The sequence below is a fragment of the Actinoplanes sp. NPDC021490 genome (assembly GCF_055562135.1).
On sequence record NZ_JBVHFW010000018.1, the window covers coordinates 214,356 to 237,240 of the forward strand.

The window sequence follows — 22,885 nt, forward strand, 5'->3', positions numbered from 1 at the left end:
GCTCAGGGACGCACGGTCTCCTGCTCGACGGTGTCGATTCCGCCCGCTGAGCGCAGCGACGGGCTCGGGTTGTCGGCGGTCTGGTGCAGGCCGGGCCGGCGGTCCTCGACGACGAAGGTGGCGCGGGTGTGCACGGGCGCTCCGGGCGTGGTCACGTACGGGACGATCCGGAAGTCCGCCGTCAGGGAGTCCGGCGTGATCCGCGTACGGACGTAGCCCCGCTGGTTGTTGTAGAAGCGCAGGTGCGGGTTCCAGGCGGCCCACGGGTGCTGCCCGGAGGGGACGTCGGCGCCGTCGCCGGTGGACGTGATCGACGAGCAGACCAGCTCGGTGCCGACGGTTCTGGAGGTCGGGTCGGCGTAGTCCAGTTTGAGCTCGTCGGCCCAGTGCGCGTGCACGTCGCCGGTGAGCACCACGGGATTGCGCACTCCGGCGTCCACCCAGCCGCGGGTGATCCGGTCCCGCGATGCGGCGTACCCGTCCCACGAGTCCATGCTGGTCACGACCGGCGGGCCCGAGTTGTTGTCGCGCCGGCCGAAGAACACCTGCTGGCCGAGGACGTCCCAGCGTGCCGAGGAGCGGCGGAAACCGTCGAGCAGCCACTTCTCCTGCCGCTCGCCGGTGATCGAGCGGGCCGGGTCGTCGGCGGCGGCGCATTCCTTGTAGCCGTCGCCGCAGGCCTGGTCGTCGCGGAACTGGCGGGTGTCGAGCATGTGGAAGGTGGCCAGCCGGCCCCAGTGCAGCCGCCGGTAGAGCTGCATGTCGAGGCCGCGCGGGATCGAGGTGCGGCGCAGCGGCATGTTCTCGTAGTAGGCCTGGAAGGCGGCCGCGCGCCGGGCCGGGAAGCCGGGGTCGGGCTGCTCGGGCACCTCGTCGGCCCAGTTGTTCTCGACCTCGTGGTCGTCGAACACCACGGCCCAGGGCGCCACGGCGTGCGCGGCCTGCAGGTCGGGGTCGGTCTTGTACTGCGCGTGCCGCTGCCGGTAGTTGGCCAGGGTGACGGTCTCGGGGCCGGCGTGGTCGCGCGGGTTGCCGCCGGGGATGGTGTAGACGCCGGCCTGGTACTCGTATTGGTAGTCGCCCAGGTGCAGCACGATGTCGGGCTCGTCGGCGGCCAGGTGGCGGTACGCGGTGAAGTAGCCGTGCTCGTACTGCGAGCAGGACGCGAAGGCCATGGCCAGGGTGCCGCCGGTCGCCCACCGGGGCGGGGCTGTGCGGGTGCGGCCCACCGGCGAGATGTAGCCCTCGGCCCGGAAGCGGTAGAAGTATTCGCGGCCGGGCAGCAGGTGGTCGAGCTCGACGTGCACGGCGTGCGCCGACTCGGGCCGGGCCGCGGTCACGCCGCGCCGTACCACCTTGCGGAAACGCTCGTCGGCGGCGAGTTCCCACTGGACGGGCACGATGCGGGCGGGCATGCCGCCGAGTCCGTCCTCGGCCATCGGGGCGGGGGCGAGGCGGGTCCAGAGCACGAAGCCGCCGGGTTCGGGGTCGCCCGAGGCGATGCCGAGCATGAAGGGGTCGGAGCGCAGCGGGCCCCGGTAGGGCGCGGCCACGGCGGCGAGCGGCCAGGTGGTCGCGGCGCCGGCCACACCGGCCGCGGCCGAGCTGAGCAGCAGAGTACGTCGGGAGAGGGCCATGCCCGCAGCCTGGCGGGCATAGATGGACCTAAATTGGTCTGGATCTTAAGCGGGGGTCAAGCGCTGGTGTCAGGCGTACGAGTCGAGGTTGACGCCCTGGCGCTGGCCGGGGACGGGCTTGGCGGCCTCGGTGGCCTCGGCCTTCGCGGGCTCGGGGGTCTTGGCCAGGGCCGGCTTGACCGCTTCGGCCTGGCCGGACTCGGCGGCGGCCTCGGCCATGCTCTTGAGGTTGGAGCGGGCGGTGTCGTAGGCGGAGGTGACCAGGGAGCTGAGCGAGTTGATCTGCATGTCCTCCCCGATCGGCCGATTCCCGGCGATCTGATGGAGAATTCACCGGAGCAACCGAACGGCACCCGGCGCGCACGTCAGGTCGAGGTCGAGGGGGCCCAGGCGCTCCCCGTCGGCGTACGCGACGATGCCGTCGGACCGCAGCCGCACGTGCCGGGCGCGAAAGACGGTGACCCGCGGGTCGGTGACGTGGGTGCCGCGCCGCAGCCGGGGTTTGAGCCGGGCGAGGGCGGCCCGGCCGAACGGCGCCGCGATCACGACGTCGAGCAGCCCGTCGGCCGGGTCCGCCTCGGGCAGGATCCGCATGCCGCCGCCGTAGCTGGCGCAGTTGCCGACGGCCACGAGCATGCCCTCGAAGCTGTAGTCCTCACCGTCGAGCTCCAGCTGGTATTTGCGGGGGCGCAACCGGGCCAGTTCGAGCAGGATCGCCAGGTCGTAGCGCCGGGGCCCGCGCGGCCAGCGCATGCCGTTGGCCCGCTCGTTGACCAGCGCGTCGAAGCCCCCGGCCAGCACCGCCCCGAACCACCGCACCGGCGCGCCGGGCGCGGTCACCCGGGCCAGGTCGATCGGGGTGTGGCGGCCCTCGGCCAGCGCGGCCGCGACGACCTCGGCCGCGGCCCCGGGGTCGGGCGGCATGCCGACGCCGGCGGCGAAGTCGTTGCCGGTGCCGGCCGGGACGACGCCGAAGCGCACCGGCTGCTCGGCCACCGCCTGGAGCGCCCGGTGGATCGTGCCGTCCCCGCCCACCGCGACCAGGGCCGTGGCCCCGGCGGCGACGGCCGTCCGGCACGCTTCCTCGGCCTCCTCGCCGCTGTGGGCCTCCAGCAGGCGGGCCGCCGGGCCCAGGCGCCGCAGGACCCCGGAAAGCAGATCGCGGTGCCGGCCGCGCCCCGCCGAGGGGTTGGCCAGCACCGCGATGTCGTCGCTCGTCACAGCCGGGCAGCATAGCCCGGCCGGTGACCTAGGTCATGTCGTCGAAGCGGCCGGCCAGCGGCCGGGGCTTGGCGACGGGCTCGGGCGCCTCGACCGGGGCCGGGGCTTCGATCGGGTCGGACGCGCCGACCGGCACGCGCTCGTCCTCCAGCGGCGAGATCTGGTCGTCGTCGAGCCCGGCGTAGATCTCCTGGCCGCGGCCCTTGCGTTTGTCGTTGATGGCGGCCACCCCGGTGGCGATCAGATAGAGCACGACCATGCACAGGGCCAGCAGCGTCATGCCGAACGGGCCCGGGTCGGGGGTGGCGATCGCCGCGAACGCGAACGACAGGAAGACCACGATGCGCCACCAGCCCATCAGCTTCTTCGCCGACACGACGCCGGTGAAGTTGAGCATGAGCAGGATCAGCGGGAACTCGAAGGCCACGCCGAAGATCAGGATCATGTTGGTCACGAACCCGATGTACGACGAGACTTCTAGTTTGGTCGCCTCCCCGAGGACGCCGGCCTCCATGATGAACGCCAGGCTGTGGCCGACCACGAAGTAGGCCAGGATGCCGCCGCCGGCGAACAGCGGGGCGGCGATCGCGACGAACACGTACGCCCACTTGCGCTCGTGGCGGTGCAGGCCCGGGGCGATGAATGCCCACAGCTGGTAGAGCCAGACCGGCGAGCCGACGATGATGCCGACCCAGAGCGCGATCTTGAGGCGGAGGATCAGCGTGTCGGTGACGTTGAGGACGACCCAGTCGCAGTACTGCGTGCCGTCGGGGCGCGTGGCGATCGACGACGGCAGGCGGCAATACGGCTGCTCCAGCAGGTGGAACACCCACTGGGAGAGGATGAAGCCGACGATCAGACCGACGACCAGCCCGAGCGACGCGATGAACAGGCGGTTACGGAGCTCCCGGACATGGTCGATCAGCGTCATGGAGCCATCGGAGGCCTGCTGGAACTTGGTGGGCCCCTGACGGCGAAGGGCTAGTTTCATGCCCGCGGATCAGCGGTCGTTGGTGCGCTGCTGCACCGGGTCCACGTAGGGCTGCTGCGGGTAGCCCTGGGGCGGCGGGGCGGCCTGGTAGCCGTTGGCCGGCGGGGCCTGCTGGTAGCCCTGGGGCGGCGGGGCCTGCTGGTAGCCGCCGGGCTGCTGCACCTCACCCTGGAGCGGCGTGCGCGTGTACGGCGGCTCGGCCTTCTCGGCGACGTCGTTGTTGTCGTCGACCAGCCCCTTGGTCTCGGCCTTGATGATCCGCAGCGACCGGCCCAGCGAGCGCGCCGCGTCCGGAAGCCGCTTCGCGCCGAACAGCAGCACGAGGACGACCACGAAAACAATGATGTGCCATGGCTTGAGGGCGCCCATGGGTGAACTCCAGTCGGTCGGATCAGGTGTGCGGGGTCCATCGTACGTGTCAAATCTGGTGATGCAGCCCACGGACCCTCGTGGGTTTGCCACCATCGCCCAAATCCTTGGACAACGAGGAAGGAACGCCGCAGGTTACCCGTTCTTGTCGGCCGGCGACAGGGCCGCGACGTGCTCCTGAACGAGTTCGGCCCGCTGCTGCACGACCAGCAGCGTCTCTTGCAGCTCGGCCGCGGCCGCCTGCAGCTTGGCCGCCTCGGCCTGGCGCTTCTGCAGGCGGGAGGCCGCGCGGCGCAGCCCGTCGAGCCGCCCGAGCAGCCGCACCCCGGCCGCCCCCATGATGATCACGGCCACGACAACGACGGCGATCCAGATCCACATCAGCACCGGGCCACCCTACCGGCCGGGGGTGCTGTACTGGTCGAGCGCCGCCGTGGCCTGTTCGCGGATGCGGGTCAGCAGCTCGGGCGGGCCGACCACGGTCACGTCGGGGCCGAGGCCGAGCAGCAGCCGCTGGGCCCAGCCCAGGTCGGTGACCCGCATGGTCACGATCCACTCGTCGCCGCTTTCCCGGCGCACCTCTTCCACCGGGTAGTACTCGGTGATCCACCGGCTGCCCCGGCCCACCCGCAGCGTGACCAGCTGCAGGTCGGGGGTGGGGTGGAAGACGCCGTCGGTGACGTCGTGGGGCACGGCCTCGGCGGGCGGGCGCGACGGCTCGGCCAGCTCGGTGAAGTCGTCGATCCGGTCGATCCGGAACAGGCGGGTGGCCTCGGCCCGGCGGCACCAGGCCTCCAGGTATGCCTTGCCGCCGACCATCAGAACCCGCATCGGGTCGACGACGCGGTCGGTCGTCTCGTCGCGGGCCGCCGTGTAATAGGTCATCCGCAGCGCGTGGCCGGTCTCGACCGCGGCCCGCACCTTGTCGACCCGCTTGGAGTTGGCCGGCAGGCGTACGGCCACGGGCGCGTCGGCCAGGTCGCCCGCCGCGTTCTCGATCTTGGCGAGGGCACGCTCGATGACGTCGCGGTGGCCCGTGCCCGGCGTCTCGGCCAGCATCCGCAGCGCGACGACCAGGGCGAGCGCCTCGTCCTGGGTGAGACGCAGCGGGCGGTTGATGCCGGCGTCGTGGCTGATCGTGACCCGGTCGCCGTCCAGCGCCATGTCGATGAGGTCGCCCGGGCCGTATCCGGGCAGCCCGCACACCCAGAGCAGTTCGAGGTCCTCGCGCAGCTGGCGTTCGCTGATGCCGAGGTCGGCCGCCGCCTCGGCGACCAGGATGCCGGGCCGGGCCAGCAGGTAGGGCACCAGGTTGAGCAGCCGGCCGAGACGGTCGGCGGATTGGCGTGGCCCGGTCATGCGGAGCCTCCCGGGGCGTGCTTTCCTGGCCCTGCGACCACTTCGCTGACTTCGGTGCAGTCGCTCATGCCGCAGCCACCTCGTGCCGGGTGACGACCTCTTTGAGCAGCTGGATGACGGCGTCGCGGACCTCGGGCGGCCCGTCGGCGCGCACGTCCGGCCCGTAGCCGACGATCGTGGCGGCGAGCCGTTCGGCGTCGGCGTACGGGATGGTCAGCCGGTCGCCGTCCGCCCCGGGCACCGACTCGATGGCCCAGCGGCGCAGCCCGGCGGCCCGGCCCGGCCGCACGGTGACGGTGGCCCGCCCGTTGTGCGGCACCGGCCCCGACCAGCGGGCGACGTGGCTGATCAGATCCTCGTTCTCGGGCGGGGTGAACGCGCCCGGGCGGCCCAGCGCCTTGACCGTGCCGACGATGCGCGACAGCCGGAAGCAGCGGGTCGCGGCCCGGTCGCGGTCGTGTCCGACCACATACCACCGGCCCTGCCAGCAGACCACGCCCCACGGCTCGAGCTTGCGGACCGCCGGGTCGTCGACCTCGGGCACCCGGTAGCTGAAGGTGACCGCGCGACGGTCACGGGCCGCGCTGGTGAGCGGGCCGAACGCCGGGTCGACGGTGACCACGGGCTCGACGCCGAGGGTGGCCTGCGGGTCGACCTCGACACCGGCCGCGCGCAGCTTGGCCAGGCCCGACGACGCGGCCGCGGCCAGACCGGCGTGCTGCCAGAGGCGGGCCGCGATGCCCACGGCGGCGGCCTCGTCGGGCTCGAGGATGATGGCGGGCAGCGCGTATTCGCGGTGGGCGATGCGATAGCCCGGCTCCTGGTCGAAGACGCTGGCCGTGCCGGTCTCGAGCGGGACACCGAGGTCACGCAGCTCGGCCTTGTCGCGTTCGAACTTGCGCTGGAAGGCCTCGTGGTCGCGCGGGTCCTCCGGATCGTGTTCGTAACCGGGGACGGTCGCGGCGATTTGCGCGGCGGTCAGGAACCGCCGCGTGGAAAGCAGGCAGATTACCAAATTCACCAGGCGCTCGGTGCGGGTCCGCGACACGATTGGCAACGCTAGCAGGGTGGACGCGGCAGTGACGTACGCGCTACGCCGGGACGGTTTCCCGATGGCCCGTACGTGGAATGGAGGGCGGGTGACCACCCCGCAGACCCCCGATGACCAACTCCCGGTCGGCCTGGCCGCCGCGCTGCCGCTCGATCCGACCCATTCGCCACAAGAGTCCGAACAACCGGAGAACGAGAGTGTCGGCACGGTCATCATCGCCGGCCTGGCCAATCTGGCCATCGCGGTCGCGAAGCTGGTCGCCGGGCTCTTTTCCGGATCCGCGGCCATGGTCTCGGAGTCGGCCCACTCGCTGGCCGACACCATCACCGAGGTCTTCCTGTTCGTCGCGTTGCGCCGGGGTGTGCGGCCGGCCGACGAGGAACACCCGTTCGGGTACGGCAAAGAGAGCTTCGTCTGGGCCTTCATCGCGGCCGTCTTCACCTTCGTGGGCGGCGCCGGCTTCTCGATCTACCACGGCATCGAGACGATCGTGCACGGCGAGGAGATGGGCGCCTTCCTGTGGTCGTACATCGTGCTGGCGGTGTCGTTCGTGGCCGAGGGCACCTCGTTCCTGCGCGCCCGGCGCCAGGTCGCCGGGGAGTCGCGGCGCTGGGGGGTCAGCCCGTCGCGTTTCCTGCGGCTCACCCCCGACACCACGGTCAAGGCGGTCTATTTCGAGGACTCGGCCGCCCTGATCGGCCTGATCCTGGCCGGCGCCGGTCTCGCGCTGACCGAGCTGACCGGCAACGCGGCGTGGGACGGCATCGCCTCGATCGCCATCGGCCTGCTGCTGTTCGCGGTGGCCGCGATCCTCGCCCACACCAACGCGTCGCTGCTGGTCGGCCGGGCGGTGCCGCGCCGGATCCACAACCAGATCGCCGCCGACCTCGCCTCGATCCCGGTCGTCGACTCCGTGCCGACCCTGCTGACCATGCAGCTCGGGCCGGACGAGGTGCTGGTCGCGGCCAAGGTCGACTTCCGGGACACCGTGAGCGGCGGCGAGATCGAGGCGGCCTCCGACGACGCCGAGCGGCGCCTGCGGTCGCGCTTCCCGGCCATCCGGTACGTCTTCCTCGACCCGACCCGCGGCCGGGCGGGCCGCAACCACATCGACGGCGGGGTCGACCTATAGGGTTGGCGGCCATGGTGCGGTGGCGGTCCGGGACGGTGCAGGCGGTTCGGCGGCGCTGGCGGGGCGCGGTCGAGCTGGACGTGGCCACCGGCGACGGTCCGCTGCGGGCGCTGGCCTATCCCGAGCTGGTCGGCGAGCCGGTCGCCGGGGACCGCGTGCTGCTCAATGTGGGCGCGCTGGTCATGGGGCTCGGCACGGGCGGTTACGCGCTGGTCGTGGCGCTGCCCGACCGGCTGCCGGCCGACCCGCCCGACGAGGGCACCACCCGCGACTCGGGGCATCTGGTCAAGGCCCGTTACACGCCGTTGCAGGTCATCCGGCTCGGCGTCGACGAGGAGGCCTCCCCGCACCGCGAGGTGATGGCCGCGGCCGAGTCGCTCGGCGGCATGCCGGTGGTCACCGCCGATCTGCACTCGGCGCTGCCGGCCATTCTCGCGGGCATCCGCCGGGACAAGCCACAGGCCCGGGTCGCGTACGTCATGACCGACGGCGGGGCGCTGCCCGCGTGGTTCTCGCGCACCCTCGACGGCCTGCGATCGGAGCTGGCCGGCACGGTCACGACCGGTCAGGCGTACGGGGGTGATCTGGAGGCGAGCACCGTGCACACCGGGCTGCTCGCCGCGCGCCACGTGCTGCGGGCCGACGTCACGATCGCCGCCCAGGGGCCGGGCAACCTGGGCACGGGCACGACCTGGGGGTTCTCGGGGGTGGCGCTGGGCGAGGCGGTGAACGCGATCGGCACCCTGGGCGGGCGGCCGGTCGGCTCGCTGCGGATCTCCACCGGCGACGGGCGGCCGCGGCACCGCGGGGTGTCGCATCACAGCCTCACCGCGTACGGGAAGGTCGCCCTGGTCCCCGCCGACCTGCCGGTGCCGGACGGCCTCGAGCCCGCCCTGGCCGCGGAGATCGACGCGGCGCTGGCCCCGCTGACGGCGAGACACCGGCTGCCGCGCGTCCCCGCCGACGGGCTGGACGCGGCGTTGCGGGCGAGCCCGGTGCCGCTGTCGACGATGGGCCGCAAGCTCGACGAGGACTACGCCTACTTCCTGGCCGCCGCCGCGGCGGGCCGGTTCGCGGCCTCGCTGATCTGACGACGGCCGTCCGACTTGGCGCGGTACAGCGCGGTGTCGGCCCGTTCGATCAGCTCGTCCGACGTCTCGGCGCCGTCCCACACGGCCAGGCCGGCCGAGAACGACTGACCGAGCGGGGTGGCCGCCAGCGCCCGTTCGAGCACCTCGCGGGCCTCGCCGGCATCCGCGCCGGGCAGCAGCACGACGAACTCCTCGCCGCCGTACCGGGCCAGCGTGTCCACCGCGCGCAGGGTGCCGAGCCAGGTCGCCGCGGCCGACTTGAGCAGGCGGTCACCGGCCGGATGCCCGTACGTGTCGTTGAACTGCTTGAAATGGTCGAGGTCGAGCACCGCCACGCTGACCGGGCGCCCGTCGCGACGGGCGTGCTCGAGCGCGCGGGGCAACTCGTCGTTCCAGGCGCGCCGGTTGGGCAGCCCGGTCAGGTCGTCACGGCGGGACAGCTCGCGCACCTGCAGCGCCTGCCGCTCGACCTCGCGCACCAGTTGCGCCATCCGGGTGACGACCAGCAGGAACAGGGCGGCCGAGCCGATCACGATGGCCATGCCGTCGTGCACCCCGCCGCTGACCACCTGCACGGCGAGCAGCGCCGGCGCGATGAGGGACGCCGCGGTCAGCAGCAGCAGGTGCACCCGTCCCAGCCGGGTGACCTCCGTGCCGGCCGGGGCGGCCAGCGAACGCGCGTCCGGGTGCAGCGCGCCCACGCCGAACAGCGTGAACGCGGCCAGGAAGATCGACTCGACGGCCCGGTTGACCCAGAGGGTGTCCTCGACCGGGTAGCCCTGATCGATCAGGTTGCTCAGGACCACCCAGACGGTGTCGCCGAGCAGGAACGCGGCCAGCGACCCGGTGACCCACCAGAACGGCGCGCCGCGCCGGCCGCCGCCGCGCAGCAGACGGGTCATCATGGCGATCATGATGAGGTCGCCGATCGGGTACGCCACCTGGGTCGCCTCGCCCAGCATGGTCATGTTGCCGCCGTCGGCCGACGGCGCGATCATGTAAACCCAGGCCAGCAGCCCGAAGCCGGTGGTGATCGTGGTCGCGTCGACCATCGCGGTCCAGTTCCGTTCGCGGCCGGCCTCGCGGCGCCGGATCAGCACGGCGATGCCGGCCGCGCAGAGCGGGTAGAGCAGCAGGAAGAACGGGTCGGCCGGGGTGGGCAGGTCGGACATGTTCAGCACGTTCTCGCTGAAGACGCCGACGCCGATCCCGGTGACGTTGGCGCCGATCCCGGCCGCGAAGCACCACCAGGGCAGGCGCTCGCGGCGCGGCATCCGGCGCGCGCCGATCAGCACCGCGGCCACACCGGCGTACCCGATGCCCATCTGCCAGCCGGCGGTCCACCAGGGGTTGTCGGGCAACAGCTGATAGACGGCGATGGCCAGAGTGACAGCCACCGCGAACACCTTCGACATTCCTCCAAGAAGACCTCAGCCCGGTTGTCGTCGCGGTCGCTCCGGGTTGCCGGCCGGTTGCTATCCCTTCTTGCGGATGAGCGTCACCCCGTCCCGTACGGGGAGCATGACCGACTCGACCCGGTCATCGCGCACGATCTGGTCGTTGAGGGCGCTCACCACCTTGTCGCTCTCGTCGGCCGGGTCGAGCACCCGGCCGCCGCGCAGCACGTTGTCGAGCGCGATCAGGCCGCCCGGCCGCATCCGCGGGACCAGCTGCTCGTAGTAGCCCGGATAGCCGGTCTTGTCGGCGTCCACGAACGCGAAGTCGATCACCGGATCGGGGCTGAGCCCGGTGATCGACTCGGCGGCGGGGCCGAGGGTAAGCTCGATCCGGTCGGCCACGTCGGCCCGGGCCCAGTAGCGGCGGGCGACGTCGGTGAACTCCTCGGAGACGTCGAAGGCCATCAGCCGGCCGTCCGCGGGCAGGCCGCGGGCGATGCAGATCGACGAATATCCGGTGAACACGCCGATCTCGACCGCCCGGACCGCGCCGACCAGCCGGACGAGCATGGTCAGCAGCTCGCCCTCGTCGTGCGAGATCTGCATGCCGGCCGCGTCGGGGAACGACTCGCGGGTCTCCGCGGCCAGGTCGCGCAGGACGTCGTCGGCCGGGGTGCAGTGGTCGAGCAGGTAGTCGCCGATCGCCGGGTTCAATATGTCGCTCATGCGCACCACCGTTCCACAGTTCCTTGCGTCTCACTGACCCCGGCGACGCTCGCCGCCGATACATAAGTGGCTTATGCTTTGTTCGTGCGATCCACTCTTCTTCAGCAGCCCAAGGCGGTCTTCGCCGTCGCCTTCGCCTGCGTCGTCAGCTTCATGGGCATCGGCCTGGTCGACCCGATCCTGCCCGCCCTGTCGGAGCAGCTGCACGCGTCGCCCAGCCAGGTCAGCCTGCTGTTCACGAGCTACCTGGTGGTCACCGCGATCGCCATGCTCGGCGTGAACTGGGTGTCCAGCCGGATCGGCCCCAAACGCACCCTGATCACCGGCCTCGCTGTGATCGTCGTGTTCAGCGCGCTGGCCGGCCTGTCCGGCTCGATCGGCGGCATCGTCGGCTTCCGCGCCGGCTGGGGCCTGGGCAACGCCATGTTCATCGCCACCTCCCTGGCCGTCATCGTGGCCTCGGCCTCCGGCGGCTTCGCGGGCGCGATCGTCCTCTACGAGGCCGCCCTCGGCCTGGGCATCGCGGCCGGCCCGCTGATCGGCGGCCTGCTCGGCGACATAAGCTGGCGCGGCCCGTTCTTCGGCGTCGCCGCCCTGATGGCCATCGCGCTCATCGCCACCGCCACGCTGCTCGACAAGACTCCCCCGCCGCCGCGCAAGGTCGCCCTCTCCGAGCCGCTGCTCGCGCTGCGCCACCGCCCGCTGCTCACCATGTGCGTCGCCGCCCTGTTCTACAACTGGGGCTTCTTCACCATGCTCGGCTACGCGCCCTACCCGATGGAGCTGTCGGCCATCCAGCTCGGCTTCGTGTTCTTCGGCTGGGGCCTGCTCGTCGCCATCTTCTCCATCACCGGCGCGCCCTGGCTGCAGGCCCGCTTCGGCACGGCCCCCGCCCTCTACGGCGCGCTCGGCTCCTTCGCCGTGCTGCTGCTGCTCATCGGCCTGTTCACCGACGTGCGCTGGGCCCTGATCGCCTGCGTCGTCCTGAGCGGCATCATGGTCGGCATCAACAACACCCTGACCACGCAGGCGGTCATGCTGGTGTCCCCGGTCGACCGCCCGATCGCCTCGGCCACGTACGGTTTCGTGCGCTTCATCGGCGGCGGCCTGGCCCCCTTCGCGGCCGGCAAGATGGTCGACCACTGGAACATCCACGTGCCGTTCCTGGCCGGCGCCGTCGCCGTCCTGCTCGGCGTGCTGGTGCTGACCACCGGCCACCGCGTGCTGTCCGAGGCCGACGCCCGGCTGGCCGCACCCGCCGCCGCCCCCGACGTGACCGGCGAGGTGGCCGACGAATTCGGCGGCGCCCCCGACGCCATCGACACCGAGCGGCAGCACGAGCGGGCCGGTCGCGGCTCCCGGAGCTGATTTGCGGGCGGGCCGTTGAATGACCGGCATGTTCAATCACGAACCCGACGGTTACGCCTGCCCGTTCTGCCGGCTGGTCGCGGGCGGCGAGGACCCCGCCGGCATCAACCGGCAGCAGGACATCGTGCGACAGAGCGCGCTGGCCACCGCGTTCGTCTCGCCGTCGTGGTGGCCCAACAACCCGGGAAACGTGCTCGTCGTGGCCAACGCGCACTACGAGAACCTCTACGACCTGCCATCGGAGTACGGGCACGCGGTTCACGACCTCGTCCGCGATGTGGCGGTCGCGATCCGGCACACGTACGGCTGTGACGGCACCTCGGTGCGGCAGCACAACGAGCCGAGCGGCCACCAGACCGCCTGGCACTACCACGTGCACGTGTTCCCGCGATATCCCGGCGACGAGCTGTACGCGCTGCCCTCCCTGCCGGGTTTCGTCCCGGCGGCCGACCGGCTCCCGTACGCGGACCGGCTGCGTTCCTACTTCCGGTCAGAAGCGGCCGGCTAGCGCGGGGTCGTGGAAGCGGGTGATCGCCGCGATCCGGCCGCCGGCGCCCGGCGTCAGGACGATGATTCCGGCCGGCCCGTCCAGCCCGGCCGCGAACGCCGGTTGCCGGTTGGCGCCCGTACGCACCAGCGTGAGCCCCCGCCCGGCCGCGTGGGCCAGGCTGACGGTCAGGAACGCCCGGACGGCGGCCTTCCCGGCGTACTCGTGCGGCGCCGGCGGCATGCTCAGCCACACGTCGTCGGTGAGCAGCGCGACCACCGCGTCCACGTCCCCGCGGGTGAACGCGTCGGCGAACCGGTTGACCACGGCCTCGTCGGGTGGCTCGGCGCGCCCGGCCGGCACCGCGGCGCGGGCCCGCTGCAGTGCGCCCTTGACGGCGGTCGCGGTCGTGCCCAGCATCGCGGCCACCTCCGGCGCCGTGTAGCCGAGCACGTCGCGCAGGATCAGGGTCGCGGCCTGCCGGGGCGGCATCCGCTGCAGGGCGGCCACGAACGCCAGCCCGACCGACTCCTTGAGCTCCAGGCGCGCGTCCGGTCCGGGGGCGTCGCCGGGCAGCCCGTCCAGCAGCGCGTCCGGGTACGGCTGCAACCACGTGACCTCGCCGCGCCGCGTCGGGGCGGGCGGCTCGAACGGCGGCACCGGCTCTGTCGGCCGCCGGCGCAGCGCGTTGAGGCAGCGGTTGGTGGCGATCCGGTACAGCCAGGTCCGCAGCGACGCCCGCCCCTCGAACCCGGGCAGCCCCTGCCAGGCGGCCAGCAGCGTGTCCTGCAGCAGATCCTCGGCATCGGTCAGCGACCCCAGCATGCGATAGCAGTGCAGCAGCAGCTCACGTTCGTGCGGCCGGGCCAGCTCGCGGAACGCGTCGGCGTCGCCGCGCCGCGCCCGGTCGAGCAGGGTCGGATCCACGCGGAAAATCCTGCCACGGCACCGTTCCGATCCGGCGCCGCCCGGTGTCTATCCCGGTGAACCCTGATCGGAGGAGACACTGTGAGCACTGCCTTGAAGACCGCGCTTGCCTATCACGAGGCGTGGGCGGCCCGGAATCTCGACCTGGCCATGACCTACATCGCCGGCGCCATCGTCTGCGACGCCCCGGCCGGCCGCATCGAGGGCGCGGAGGCCTTCCGGGCCTTCATGACCCCGTTCGTCGGGTCGTTGAAGTCGACCACCATGCTGGGCGCCTTCGGCGACGAGACAACCGCCTTGCTCATGTACGACACCGCGACGCACCCGGTCCCGTCCGCCCCCGGAGCCGAGCTGGTCACCGTCGAAAACGGCAAAATCATCCGCAGCCGCTTCCTGTTCGACCGTCTCCCCTTCGAACAAGCACGCCGCACACTGCCCTGAGCCCGGCCACGACGTCGTTGCCGTTGGGCGCAACCACTCACGCAGGCCGCCCGGGTGGGGTGAGCGTTCTGGGCGCGCCAGCGCCCTGCTCGCCCCGCCCGGGCCCTCGGCGGGAGCAGCGGTCCGTCACCACCCACCCCGCTACGACATCAGCTTTTGACCTGGGGGTTTACGAAGAGGCAACCAGATACACCCAGCCCAGCAGAATGATCGCGAGGACGACGACCAGCATCCAGGTTGGCACGCGGTGGCCGCCTTCGCGGTTGCGCCGGATCTCGGAACGGATCCGCTCACGCCGGCGCTCGGCGCGACTCGGCTCGGGGTGCTGGTCGGGTCGCGTCATAACTTGGAACGGATCCGCTCACGCCGACGCTCGGCGCGACTGGGCTCGGGGTGCCGGTCGGGTCGCGTCATGACCCGACCAGCGTAAACCCCGGTCACATGCTGGCGATGAGCCGTTCCACCCGTTCGTCGTAGGCGCGGAACGGGTCCTTGCAGAGCACCGTCCGCTGCGCCTGGTCGTTGAGCTTGAGGTGCACCCAGTCGACGGTGAAGTCGCGCCGCTTCTCCTGGGCATGGCGGATGAACTCGCCGCGCAGGCGGGCCCGCGTGGTCTGCGGCGGCGTCTCCTTGGCCTCGTAAATCTGCAGGTCGTTGGAGATGCGGTCGACCTGCTTGCGCTTCTCCATCAGCGCGTAGAGGCCGCGGCCCCGGCGCACGTCGTGGTAGGCCAGGTCGAGCTGCGCGATGCGCGGGTGCGACATCGGGATCTCGTGCTTGGCCTGGTAACGCTCGATCAGCTTGTACTTCGAGACCCAGTCGATCTCGCGTGACACCGGGTCGAGGTCGCCGCTCTCGATCGCGTTGAGCACCCGGCCCCACAGCTCGACGACCCGCTTGGCGGTCTGGTCGCCGCCGCGCCGCTCGACGAACTCGGTCGCCTTGGCCAGGTATTCCTGCTGGATCTCGAGCGCGCTGACCTCCTTGTTGTTGGCCAGGCGGATCTTGCGGCGGCCGGTGACGTCGTGGCTGACCTCGCGGATGGCCCGGATCGGGTTCTCCAGGGAGAGGTCGCGCATCACCACGCCGGCCTCGATCATGCGCAGGACGATGTCGGCGCTGCCCACCTTGAGCAGCGTCGTCACCTCGTTCATGTTGGAGTCGCCGACGATCACGTGCAGGCGGCGGTAGCGCTCGGCGTCGGCGTGCGGCTCGTCGCGCGTGTTGATGATCGGGCGGGACCGGGTCGTCGCGCTGGAGACACCCTCCCAGATATGCTCGGCCCGCTGCGACAGGCAGAACACCGCCCCGCGCGGGGTCTGCAGCACCTTGCCGGCGCCGCAGATCAGCTGACGGGTCACGAGGAACGGGATCAGGACGTCGGCGAGCCGGCCGAACTCGCCATGCCGGGACACGAGGTAGTTCTCGTGGCAGCCGTACGAGTTGCCGGCCGAGTCGGTGTTGTTCTTGAAGAGGTAGATCTCGCCCGCGATGCCCTCGTCGTGCAGCCGCTTCTCGGCGTCGACGAGCAGGCCTTCCAGGATGCGTTCGCCGGCCCGGTCATGGGCGACGAGATCGGTGACGGAGTCGCACTCGGGAGTCGCATACTCCGGGTGGGAACCGACGTCGAGATAGAGGCGGGCACCGTTGCGGAGGAAAACGTTGCTGCTGCGTCCCCAGGACACCACTCGGCGGAACAGGTAGCGGGCCACCTCGTCCGGAGACAGCCGCCGCTGCCCCCGGTAAGTACACGTGACTCCGTACTCGGTCTCGAGGCCGAAAATTCGCCGTTCCATGACGAAACACTAGCCGCATAAGCCACCCATTGGCAGTCACCCGGCGCCGCTAGACTCGTTACGGATGAACGTTCTGGTCACCGGCGGCGCCGGTTTCGCCGGCTCGCACTTCGTGCGGGCGCTTCTGGCCGACCGGTTGCCGGGCCTCGAGGGCGTTCAGGTCACGGTTCTCGACAAGCTGACGTACGCGGGAAACTTCAGCAACCTGGGCGAGGTCGCCCACGACAAGCGCCTCGACTTCGTGCCGGGCGACGTGGCCGAGGCCGCCCTGACATCGGCCCTGGTCCGCAAGCACGACGCGGTCGTCCACTTCGCGGCCGGCGACGAACCCGCGTCCAACATGCTCGGAGCCCACGCCCTGCTCGACGCGGCGCACCGCTACGGGCTGGACCGATTTGTTGGGGTATCGGCGGCTTCGGTGTACGGGCCGACCGGGCCGGAGCTGAGCACGGAAACCACGCCGGTCAACCCCACCACCCCGTACGCGGCGTCCAAGGCGAGCGCCGACCTGCTGGCCCTGGCCTACCACCGCACCCACGACGTGCCCGCCCTGATCGTCCGCCCGACCAGCACCTACGGCTCCCACCAGCACCCCGGCAAACTCATCCCCCGCTTCCTCACCCGCCTGCTCACCGGCCGCCCGGCCCCGCTCTTCGGGGACGGCTCGGCCACCCGCGACTGGCTGCACGTCCACGACCTGACCCGGGCCGTGGCCACGGTCCTGACCGACGGCCGCCCCGGCGAGACCTACAACGTCGGCGGCAGCATCGAACTGACCAACCGCGACCTGACCGCCCAGCTGCTCGACCAGCTCGACCTGACCTGGGACAACGTCGAAACCATCGACCATCCCCCACGGCACGACGCCCGCCACGCCCTCGACGACGACAAGATCCGCGAGGAACTGGGCTGGCAGCCGCGGGTCGAGTTCGACGCCGGCCTGCACGCGACGGTCCGCTGGTACCGCGACAACCCCGGCTGGTGGCGGCCACTGCTGACCGACTGAAAACCCGTGCCCCCACATCCGGGCCTCACGTCAGGAACGGCACCCATTCCCGCACCCGGACCACGGTCACACCCGGCGTCGCAAAATACGGGTCGGCCGCCAGAACCGCGTCGACCTGCTCGCGGGAAGGCAGATCAAAGACGATGAGAGCGCCACTGTCGTCCCCGAACGGGCCGGCCAGGCGCACCGTGCCCGCCTCGTGCAGCGAAGTCAGCAGCTCACGATGGGCCGGTCGGGCCTCGAGACGATCAGGCGTGTCGGAAAAGGACAGCTCCACGGTCCACATGCCCCGGCACCCTAGGCGGCGAGGTCAACCCGGGACGCGGCGCGGGCCGCGTCCCGGGATCACAACCTAGGAACCGTCGCCGTTGACACCGTCGACCGGCTCGGCCGGGTCGGCCGGCGTCGACGGGTTGGGCTCCTCCTCGGAGGCAGCCGACACGGTGGGCTTGTCGGTGGCGGGCGGCGGCGGCGCGGCGTCCACATCGCCCAGATCCTTCTCCGGCACGTCCTTCTCGCCCAGCAGCAACGTCACCAGCGACGGGCCCTGAATGCGGCGGAACGCGCGGCCCTTACGCCGGCGGTCGAGCACCGCCACCTCGAGCTGCTTGGCGTCCAGCTTGCGGGTCTGGCCGTTCTCCCCACCCACACTGCCCAGCGCCTCGGCGGCCAGATGCAACGCCGTCGACAGATCGGCCGCACCGTCGTGGCGCTCGCGCAGCACGGTCGAGATCGCCTCGGCCTGCCCGCCCATCGCCATGAACCCCGGCTCGTCCATGACCGACCCATCGTACGTGATCCGGTACAACTCGTCGGTCTCGGGCGACGCGCCGACCTGCGCGATACAGATCTCCACCTCGTACGGCTTCTGCGTCTCGGTGAAAATCGCACCCAGCGTCTGCGTGTACGCGTTGGCCAGGAACCGGCCGGTCACGTCACGCCGGTCATAGCTGTAACCGTTCACGTCGGCCATCCGGATGCCGGCCCGGCGCAGACTCTCGAACTCGTTGTACCGCCCGACCGCGGCGAACCCGATCTTGTCGTAGATCTCGCTGATCTTACGAAGCGTGGTGATGTTCTCGGCGACCAGCAGAATGCCGCCCTCATAGGTGAGCACCACGGCGGACCGGCCGCGGGCAATGCCCTTACGGGCATACTCCGAACGGTCACGCTGGACCTGCTCCGGTGATGCGTAGAACTGCATGGCCACGGGTGGCTACTCCCTCTCGTCCCTGGTGAATTCGGCTGCGAACAACAACCGGACTCAGCCGCCCGGATTCTCCATGCGCCCGGCGACGACCTGCTCGGCCACCGCGGTCACCTCGGCCTCGGTCAGCCGGTGCACACCGTTCGCCGTCGCCGTCATCACCACCGGGAAAATCTTGCGGGTGAGATCGGGACCGCCGGTGGCGGTGTCGTCGTCGGCCGCGTCATACAGCGCCTCGACCGCGAAACGGACCGCCTCGTCGGTGCTCAGACCGGCCCGGTACTTCTTCTTCAGCGCCGACTTCGCGAACAACGAGCCCGAACCGATCGAGTCGTAACCGGTCTCCTCGTAGAGCCCACCGGCCACATCGAAACTGAAGATGCGCCCGATCCGGCCCGTATCGGCCGACGACACGTCGAAGCCCGCGAACAACGGCACCACGGACAGGCCCTGCATCGCCGCGCCCAGATTGCCGCGCACCATGCCGGCCAGACGGTTCGCCTTACCGTCGAGCGAGAGCATCGTGCCCTCGATCTTCTCGTAATGCTCCAGCTCGACCTGGAACAGCCGCATCAACTCGATGCCGATGCCGGCCGTGCCCGCGATACCGATCAGCGAATAGGAGTCGGCCGGATGCACCTTCTCGATGTCCCGGCTGGCGATGAGATTGCCCATCGTCGCCCGCCGGTCGCCGGCCATCACCACACCGTCGGCGGTGGCGATCGCCACGATGGTCGTGCCGTGCGGCGCGATGTCGGCCGACAGGCCGGGCGGCAGCGGGCGGCGGCCCGGAAGCAGCTCAGGAGACACGTGGGTCAGGAACTGCGTGAAGGACGACGTTCCCGCGTTGACGAAGAAATCCGGTAGACGCCCGGATGGATCAAAGTCCTTTGGCACGTGGTCCCCTTCAGGTATTCGATCGCGCCGGCCAGGTGATCCAGGTTGTCCCTGAACTGACCCAGGCCGCCGTTGCAGTTGAAGCACAATATCCCGCGCACCTCGCCGGTGCGATGATCGTGATCGACGTGTTGGGGATCGGGCGCGCGGCAGATCGCGCACTTCCCGAACTGCCGCCACAGAAGCTCATCGAACTCAGCCTGGCCGATCCCATACCGGCGCCGCAGGTGATACTCCCGCGTTCCGCCGTAAAGCCGCTGCTTCGACTCCCGACCTCGAGTGTTGTGGCACGGCTTGCAATAACGGCCACGGCCGCCGGTATCGTTCTGGCTCCGGGGGAACTCCGTAAGAAGCTTCGTCTCCCCGCAATCCGGGCAGTACCGATGGCCCTCTGGCACGTCTCGCCGGGTCTTGACCTCTCGGCCCTGATTCTCCCGTAGCCGCTTGGCATAGCTGGCCTTAGACCTCACGTTGAAGCAGTCTTTGCAATAGCTGCCGCGGCCGTCAGGCCGCTTGCTGTTCGCACAGAAGAGATCGAGCGGCTTCCACTCGTCGCAATCGCGACAGCGGCGCCGCCCGTTCTCATCGTCGTTTGGCCGAGGCATGTCCGTTTTGCCGGTTATGCCTCATTGGCCCCCTTTTTGTACGTATCCGCGGACAAATTCCTCGGCATTTTCCTCGAGGACGGAGTCGATTTCGTCCAGGAGGTCGTCGACGTCCTCGGTGATCTCGGCATGCCGCTCGGCTACCTCAGGGTTGGCTTCAGTGGTGGTCTCGTCGACTTGCTCGTCCTGCCGGCCCTTGCCCGACTGCGACTGCCCGCCGGTGTCCCGAGTTGCCATCGGTATCCCCCTTCTGCGCCACCCGAAGCCTGCGACTACGGGTTGAGAAAAATCTACCTCGCGCCTGTGACAAAACGACTCGCCGGACCCGGTGTTTCTCAGCGACTGGTGATCACTTCGAGAAGGTCCTTGGCGCTCTCGCACTTGTCGAACAGCGCGCCCACGTGCTTCTTGGTGCCGCGCTCGGGCTCCATCATCGGCACCCGCACGAGCGACTCGCGGCCGACGTCGAAGATGACCGAGTCCCAGCTGGCCGCGACCACTTCGGACGCGTATTGGGCCAGGCACCGGCCGCGGAAGTAGGCCCGGGTGTCCTCGGGCGGCTGCGACATAGCGAGCTGCGTGTCGTCCGGGTCGAGCAGCGTCTTCATCGAGCCGCGGGCGACCAGCCGGTGGTAGAGGCCCTTTTCGGGGCGCACGTCGGCGTATTGCAGGTCGACCAGTTGGAGTTTGGGTGACGACCAGCCCAGGTTCTCGCGTTCGCGGTAGCCCTCGAGCAGTCGCAGTTTGGCCACCCAGTCGAGGGTGTCGGCGCATTCCATGGGGTCGCGTCCGAGCCGGTCGAGCACGTCTTCCCACCGGTCAAGGATGTCGCGGGTCTGGTCGTCGGCGTCGTCGCCGGCGCGTTCGTCGACGAATTGGCGGGCTCGTTCGTAGTAGGCCCACTGCAGGTCGAGGGCGGTGAGTTTGCGGCCGTCGCGCAGCCGGATGAGGTGTTGCAGGGACGGGTCGTGGCTGACCGCTTTGAGTTCGCTGACGGGGTCGGCGATGCCGAGGTCGCCGCTGAACACCTTTTCCTCGATCATGTTGAGCACCAGCGAGGTGGTGCCCATCTTGAGGTAGGTGGCGATTTCCGACAGGTTGGCGTCGCCGATGATGACGTGGAGCCGGCGGTATTTGTCGGCGTCGGCGTGGGGCTCGTCGCGGGTGTTGATGATGGGCCGCTTGAGCGTGGTTTCCAGGCCGACCTCGACTTCGAAGAAGTCGGCGCGGGAGGACATCTGGAAGCCGGCGCCGGAGCCGTCCTGGCCGAGGCCGACGCGTCCGACGCCGGTGAAGATCTGCCGGGTGACGAAGAACGGCGTGAGGTGGGCGACGATGTCGGCGAACGGGGTCTGCCGTTTCATCAGGTAGTTCTCGTGGGACCCGTACGAGGCGCCCTTGTTGTCGGTGTTGTTCTTGTAGAGCTGGATGCGGTGGGTGCCGGGGATGGTGGCCGCGCGCCGGGAGGCTTCGGCCATCACGCGTTCGCCGGCTTTGTCCCACTTGACGATGTCGAGGGGGTTGGTGCACTCGGGGGTGCTGTATTCGGGGTGTGCGTGGTCGACGTAGAGCCGGGCGCCGTTGGTCAGTATCACGTTGGCCAGGCCGAGGTCTTCGTCGGCGAGGGCGTCGGCCGGGTCGTAGGCGGCGCCGCTGTAGGTGAATCCGCGGGCGTCGCGCAGTGGTGATTCTTCTTCGTAGTCCCATCGGGCGCGTCCGCCGCGGTTGAGCTCGGGTCGCGCTCCGTACGCGTTGACCACCTGCGATGAGGTGACCATCGGGTTGGCGCCGGGCTGACCAGGAACGGAGATGCCGTACTCGACCTCGGTGCCCATAATTCGTCGAACGCTCATGCGACCACCCCGCCCGCCATGCTGCCCCTGCTGCTCATGTATCGAGCCTAGACGCTCTCGCGCGTGTTCTCGCCCCGCCTCGTGCCCGGCGCGGCACGCTGGGTTGCCGGAATCGGCCGCGCGTGGTGACGGCTATCGATCTTGTTGATGAGGATGCGCCCGAGTTCCTGCGCCGGCTGTTCCACGATGCGGTACGACAGCCAGGCGAGGCCGAGGACCGCGATCAGGTACGTAAGCCCGATAACCACGCGAACGGGTACGGTTTGCGTCTCGGCATCCGGGACGATTCGCGGCAGCAGGAAGAGCGCGATGACGTGCAGGAGATACAGCGAGTAGCTGATCCGGCCCAGCCACGGGAGCGCTTTGGGCATCGGGCGGTGGCGGAATACGTACGCGATAAGGAAAATCGTCGCAACTGCGAACACGTTGGCGAGCCACGCGCGCTGTGTCCAATGCGCACCGACGACGCTTGCGGCGACCACTGTGAGGGCGATCGGACCGGCCGTCTGTCCGATCTGCCGGTGTTGCCAGCGGTAGATCACGGTGCCGGCGAACATGACGGCGAGCAGCAGCAGGGCCTGTTGCGACGACCGTACTGTGCTGGCCGCCGTGGGATGCCCGTTGAGCGCGGGCACGAGCACGAAGGCGAGGCCGACCATTCCCGCCGCCCGCGGGCGACCCTTGAAGATCAAGGTCAAGGTCAGGATCAGACCCAGCAGCAGTACGCCTCCCAGCGCGCGACGGCTCCCCGAGGAGCTCGCGAACAGGGCGTCGGGCAGATACGGTCCCCCGGCCCACGCGGTCAGGCCGAGCGCCGCCGCGTACCAGGCGCTGTGCCGGTGCCATCGCCAGGCGAACAGTCCGGTTACGACGAGGTAGAACACCATCTCGTAGGACAGGGTCCAGAAGACGCGGACGACGCCGCGCACGCCGACCAGGTCGGGCATCATCGTGACGTGGGCGAGCAGGCCGGCGCCGGTTTCGGCGCGCAGCGACGCCGGCCAGTGCAGCAGGCCGGCCGTGGCGAGCAGCGCGAACAGGGCGATCGTGGCCAGGTAGGCGGGGTAGATCCGCAGGAGCCGCCCGATCCAGAATCGGCGCAGGGAGCCGTGCCGTTCCAGCGACATCGGGATGACGTATCCGCTGACCAGGAAGAACAGCAGTACGGCGGTTTTGCCGAGGTCGATGTGGCGCATGACCGCCAGGTGCGTCTCGGTGCCGATCAGCTGGGGGCTGAGGTGGAACAGCACGACGGTCAGGGCCGCGAGCCCGCGTAGCGCGTCGAGCCAGTCCAGGCGTCTCATGCCGGGTGCAACGACAACGC

General features: G+C 70.4%; 26 protein-coding genes. 6 read left to right on the forward strand and 20 right to left on the reverse strand.

The annotated features are described in order from the left end of the window. Window positions 1–2: 2 nt before the first annotated feature. The 8 genes from ACZ3I4_RS37225 to ACZ3I4_RS37260 form a co-directional block, all read right to left on the reverse strand. Entirely contained in the window at window positions 3–1,637 is a 1,635-nt protein-coding gene (locus ACZ3I4_RS37225) for an alkaline phosphatase D family protein (RefSeq protein WP_465386798.1), read from the reverse strand. Between the two features lie 69 nt (window positions 1,638–1,706). After that, window positions 1,707–1,925, reverse strand: a complete 219-nt coding sequence (locus ACZ3I4_RS37230) for a hypothetical protein (protein WP_465386799.1) — start codon at window positions 1,923–1,925, stop codon at window positions 1,707–1,709. 42 nt (window positions 1,926–1,967) lie between these two features. After that, window positions 1,968–2,858 (reverse strand): diacylglycerol/lipid kinase family protein, encoded by an 891-nt coding sequence (locus ACZ3I4_RS37235; protein ID WP_465386800.1) that lies wholly within the window; start codon window positions 2,856–2,858, stop codon window positions 1,968–1,970. A 28-nt stretch (window positions 2,859–2,886) separates the two neighbouring features. Further along, window positions 2,887–3,849, reverse strand: a complete 963-nt coding sequence (gene tatC, locus ACZ3I4_RS37240; RefSeq protein ID WP_465386801.1) for a twin-arginine translocase subunit TatC — start codon at window positions 3,847–3,849, stop codon at window positions 2,887–2,889. 9 nt (window positions 3,850–3,858) lie between these two features. Further along, window positions 3,859–4,218 (reverse strand): Sec-independent protein translocase subunit TatA, encoded by a 360-nt coding sequence (gene tatA, locus ACZ3I4_RS37245; protein WP_465386802.1) that lies wholly within the window; start codon window positions 4,216–4,218, stop codon window positions 3,859–3,861. A gap of 135 nt (window positions 4,219–4,353) precedes the next feature. After that, a complete protein-coding gene (locus ACZ3I4_RS37250; RefSeq protein WP_465386849.1) occupies window positions 4,354–4,599 on the reverse strand; it encodes a hypothetical protein in 246 nt (81 codons plus the stop codon). A 15-nt stretch (window positions 4,600–4,614) separates the two neighbouring features. Next, window positions 4,615–5,577 carry a helix-turn-helix transcriptional regulator gene (locus tag ACZ3I4_RS37255; protein ID WP_465386803.1) on the reverse strand — a complete coding sequence of 321 codons (963 nt, stop codon included), beginning with the start codon at window positions 5,575–5,577 and terminating at the stop codon, window positions 4,615–4,617. A gap of 64 nt (window positions 5,578–5,641) precedes the next feature. After that, on the reverse strand, window positions 5,642–6,625 hold the full coding sequence (locus tag ACZ3I4_RS37260; protein WP_465386804.1) for a helix-turn-helix transcriptional regulator: 984 nt from the start codon (window positions 6,623–6,625) through the stop codon (window positions 5,642–5,644). A gap of 19 nt (window positions 6,626–6,644) precedes the next feature. Here ACZ3I4_RS37260 and ACZ3I4_RS37265 point away from each other — a divergent pair, with 19 nt between their 5' ends. After that, window positions 6,645–7,760: a cation diffusion facilitator family transporter gene (locus ACZ3I4_RS37265; protein WP_465386805.1), complete on the forward strand. Its 1,116-nt coding sequence runs from the start codon at window positions 6,645–6,647 to the stop codon at window positions 7,758–7,760. Between the two features lie 11 nt (window positions 7,761–7,771). Next, on the forward strand, window positions 7,772–8,851 hold the full coding sequence (locus ACZ3I4_RS37270; RefSeq protein WP_465386806.1) for a DUF3866 family protein: 1,080 nt from the start codon (window positions 7,772–7,774) through the stop codon (window positions 8,849–8,851). Here ACZ3I4_RS37270 and ACZ3I4_RS37275 read toward each other — a convergent pair. Continuing rightward, window positions 8,800–10,248, reverse strand: coding sequence for a GGDEF domain-containing protein (locus ACZ3I4_RS37275; protein ID WP_465386807.1), 1,449 nt, complete (start codon window positions 10,246–10,248; stop codon window positions 8,800–8,802). The two genes, ACZ3I4_RS37270 and ACZ3I4_RS37275, sit on opposite strands and share 52 nt — an antisense overlap. Window positions 10,249–10,326: 78 nt before the next feature. Further along, entirely contained in the window at window positions 10,327–10,974 is a 648-nt protein-coding gene (locus tag ACZ3I4_RS37280) for an O-methyltransferase (RefSeq protein WP_465386808.1), read from the reverse strand. Window positions 10,975–11,058: 84 nt separating this feature from the next. Between ACZ3I4_RS37280 and ACZ3I4_RS37285 the strand changes: the two genes are divergently transcribed. Beyond that, window positions 11,059–12,342, forward strand: coding sequence for an MFS transporter (locus tag ACZ3I4_RS37285; protein ID WP_465386809.1), 1,284 nt, complete (start codon window positions 11,059–11,061; stop codon window positions 12,340–12,342). A gap of 28 nt (window positions 12,343–12,370) precedes the next feature. Then, window positions 12,371–12,850: an HIT family protein gene (locus ACZ3I4_RS37290; RefSeq protein WP_465386810.1), complete on the forward strand. Its 480-nt coding sequence runs from the start codon at window positions 12,371–12,373 to the stop codon at window positions 12,848–12,850. Here the strand turns inward: ACZ3I4_RS37290 and ACZ3I4_RS37295 are convergent. Continuing rightward, window positions 12,833–13,756 (reverse strand): RNA polymerase subunit sigma-70, encoded by a 924-nt coding sequence (locus ACZ3I4_RS37295; RefSeq protein ID WP_465386811.1) that lies wholly within the window; start codon window positions 13,754–13,756, stop codon window positions 12,833–12,835. The two genes, ACZ3I4_RS37290 and ACZ3I4_RS37295, sit on opposite strands and share 18 nt — an antisense overlap. An 81-nt stretch (window positions 13,757–13,837) precedes the next feature. Here ACZ3I4_RS37295 and ACZ3I4_RS37300 point away from each other — a divergent pair, with 81 nt between their 5' ends. Further along, entirely contained in the window at window positions 13,838–14,197 is a 360-nt protein-coding gene (locus tag ACZ3I4_RS37300; protein ID WP_465386812.1) for a nuclear transport factor 2 family protein, read from the forward strand. A gap of 169 nt (window positions 14,198–14,366) precedes the next feature. Here the strand turns inward: ACZ3I4_RS37300 and ACZ3I4_RS37305 are convergent, their stop codons facing one another. Next, complete coding sequence (locus ACZ3I4_RS37305) at window positions 14,367–14,540, reverse strand: hypothetical protein (RefSeq protein ID WP_465386813.1); 174 nt, start codon at window positions 14,538–14,540, stop codon at window positions 14,367–14,369. Window positions 14,541–14,634: 94 nt separating this feature from the next. Next, window positions 14,635–15,993 (reverse strand): Pup--protein ligase, encoded by a 1,359-nt coding sequence (pafA, locus tag ACZ3I4_RS37310; RefSeq protein ID WP_465386814.1) that lies wholly within the window; start codon window positions 15,991–15,993, stop codon window positions 14,635–14,637. Between the two features lie 64 nt (window positions 15,994–16,057). Here pafA and ACZ3I4_RS37315 point away from each other — a divergent pair, with 64 nt between their 5' ends. Further along, entirely contained in the window at window positions 16,058–16,999 is a 942-nt protein-coding gene (locus ACZ3I4_RS37315) for a dTDP-glucose 4,6-dehydratase (RefSeq protein ID WP_465386815.1), read from the forward strand. 25 nt (window positions 17,000–17,024) lie between these two features. On the opposite strand, the gene ACZ3I4_RS37320 is transcribed toward ACZ3I4_RS37315, so the two are convergent. The 7 genes from ACZ3I4_RS37320 to ACZ3I4_RS37350 all read right to left on the reverse strand — a co-directional run bounded on the left by ACZ3I4_RS37320 (window position 17,025) and on the right by ACZ3I4_RS37350 (window position 22,865). Then, the gene (locus ACZ3I4_RS37320; RefSeq protein ID WP_465386816.1) at window positions 17,025–17,285 is read right to left on the reverse strand and encodes a YciI family protein; all 261 of its coding nucleotides are present in this window, start codon (window positions 17,283–17,285) and stop codon (window positions 17,025–17,027) included. A 66-nt stretch (window positions 17,286–17,351) separates the two neighbouring features. Beyond that, window positions 17,352–18,209, reverse strand: coding sequence for a proteasome subunit alpha (prcA, locus tag ACZ3I4_RS37325; protein ID WP_465386817.1), 858 nt, complete (start codon window positions 18,207–18,209; stop codon window positions 17,352–17,354). Window positions 18,210–18,263: 54 nt separating this feature from the next. Beyond that, the gene (gene prcB, locus ACZ3I4_RS37330) at window positions 18,264–19,103 is read right to left on the reverse strand and encodes a proteasome subunit beta (protein WP_465386818.1); all 840 of its coding nucleotides are present in this window, start codon (window positions 19,101–19,103) and stop codon (window positions 18,264–18,266) included. Next, window positions 19,022–19,708, reverse strand: coding sequence for an endonuclease VII domain-containing protein (locus ACZ3I4_RS37335; RefSeq protein WP_465386819.1), 687 nt, complete (start codon window positions 19,706–19,708; stop codon window positions 19,022–19,024). The genes prcB and ACZ3I4_RS37335 overlap by 82 nt, the downstream gene beginning before the upstream one ends. A 21-nt stretch (window positions 19,709–19,729) precedes the next feature. Further along, window positions 19,730–19,945 (reverse strand): ubiquitin-like protein Pup, encoded by a 216-nt coding sequence (locus tag ACZ3I4_RS37340; protein WP_202995693.1) that lies wholly within the window; start codon window positions 19,943–19,945, stop codon window positions 19,730–19,732. Between the two features lie 98 nt (window positions 19,946–20,043). Then, on the reverse strand, window positions 20,044–21,561 hold the full coding sequence (gene dop, locus ACZ3I4_RS37345) for a depupylase/deamidase Dop (protein ID WP_465386820.1): 1,518 nt from the start codon (window positions 21,559–21,561) through the stop codon (window positions 20,044–20,046). A 47-nt stretch (window positions 21,562–21,608) separates the two neighbouring features. Continuing rightward, entirely contained in the window at window positions 21,609–22,865 is a 1,257-nt protein-coding gene (locus ACZ3I4_RS37350; protein ID WP_465386821.1) for an acyltransferase family protein, read from the reverse strand. Window positions 22,866–22,885 lie beyond the last annotated feature (20 nt).

Bases quoted from the DNA above. Each gene is read 5' to 3' on its own strand.
- ACZ3I4_RS37225 (WP_465386798.1), bottom strand. From the start codon at position 1,637: ATGGCCCTCTCCCGACGTACTCTGCTGCTCAGCTCGGCCGCGGCCGGT.
- ACZ3I4_RS37230 (WP_465386799.1), bottom strand. From the start codon at position 1,925: ATGCAGATCAACTCGCTCAGCTCCCTGGTCACCTCCGCCTACGACACC.
- tatC (WP_465386801.1), bottom strand. From the start codon at position 3,849: ATGAAACTAGCCCTTCGCCGTCAGGGGCCCACCAAGTTCCAGCAGGCC.
- tatA (WP_465386802.1), bottom strand. From the start codon at position 4,218: ATGGGCGCCCTCAAGCCATGGCACATCATTGTTTTCGTGGTCGTCCTC.
- ACZ3I4_RS37250 (WP_465386849.1), bottom strand. From the start codon at position 4,599: ATGTGGATCTGGATCGCCGTCGTTGTCGTGGCCGTGATCATCATGGGG.
- ACZ3I4_RS37255 (WP_465386803.1), bottom strand. From the start codon at position 5,577: ATGACCGGGCCACGCCAATCCGCCGACCGTCTCGGCCGGCTGCTCAAC.
- ACZ3I4_RS37270 (WP_465386806.1), top strand. From the start codon at position 7,772: ATGGTGCGGTGGCGGTCCGGGACGGTGCAGGCGGTTCGGCGGCGCTGG.
- ACZ3I4_RS37280 (WP_465386808.1), bottom strand. From the start codon at position 10,974: ATGAGCGACATATTGAACCCGGCGATCGGCGACTACCTGCTCGACCAC.
- ACZ3I4_RS37290 (WP_465386810.1), top strand. From the start codon at position 12,371: ATGTTCAATCACGAACCCGACGGTTACGCCTGCCCGTTCTGCCGGCTG.
- ACZ3I4_RS37305 (WP_465386813.1), bottom strand. From the start codon at position 14,540: ATGACGCGACCCGACCAGCACCCCGAGCCGAGTCGCGCCGAGCGCCGG.
- pafA (WP_465386814.1), bottom strand. From the start codon at position 15,993: ATGGAACGGCGAATTTTCGGCCTCGAGACCGAGTACGGAGTCACGTGT.
- ACZ3I4_RS37315 (WP_465386815.1), top strand. From the start codon at position 16,058: ATGAACGTTCTGGTCACCGGCGGCGCCGGTTTCGCCGGCTCGCACTTC.
- ACZ3I4_RS37320 (WP_465386816.1), bottom strand. From the start codon at position 17,285: ATGTGGACCGTGGAGCTGTCCTTTTCCGACACGCCTGATCGTCTCGAG.
- ACZ3I4_RS37335 (WP_465386819.1), bottom strand. From the start codon at position 19,708: ATGCCTCGGCCAAACGACGATGAGAACGGGCGGCGCCGCTGTCGCGAT.
- ACZ3I4_RS37340 (WP_202995693.1), bottom strand. From the start codon at position 19,945: ATGGCAACTCGGGACACCGGCGGGCAGTCGCAGTCGGGCAAGGGCCGG.
- dop (WP_465386820.1), bottom strand. From the start codon at position 21,561: ATGAGCGTTCGACGAATTATGGGCACCGAGGTCGAGTACGGCATCTCC.
- ACZ3I4_RS37350 (WP_465386821.1), bottom strand. From the start codon at position 22,865: ATGAGACGCCTGGACTGGCTCGACGCGCTACGCGGGCTCGCGGCCCTG.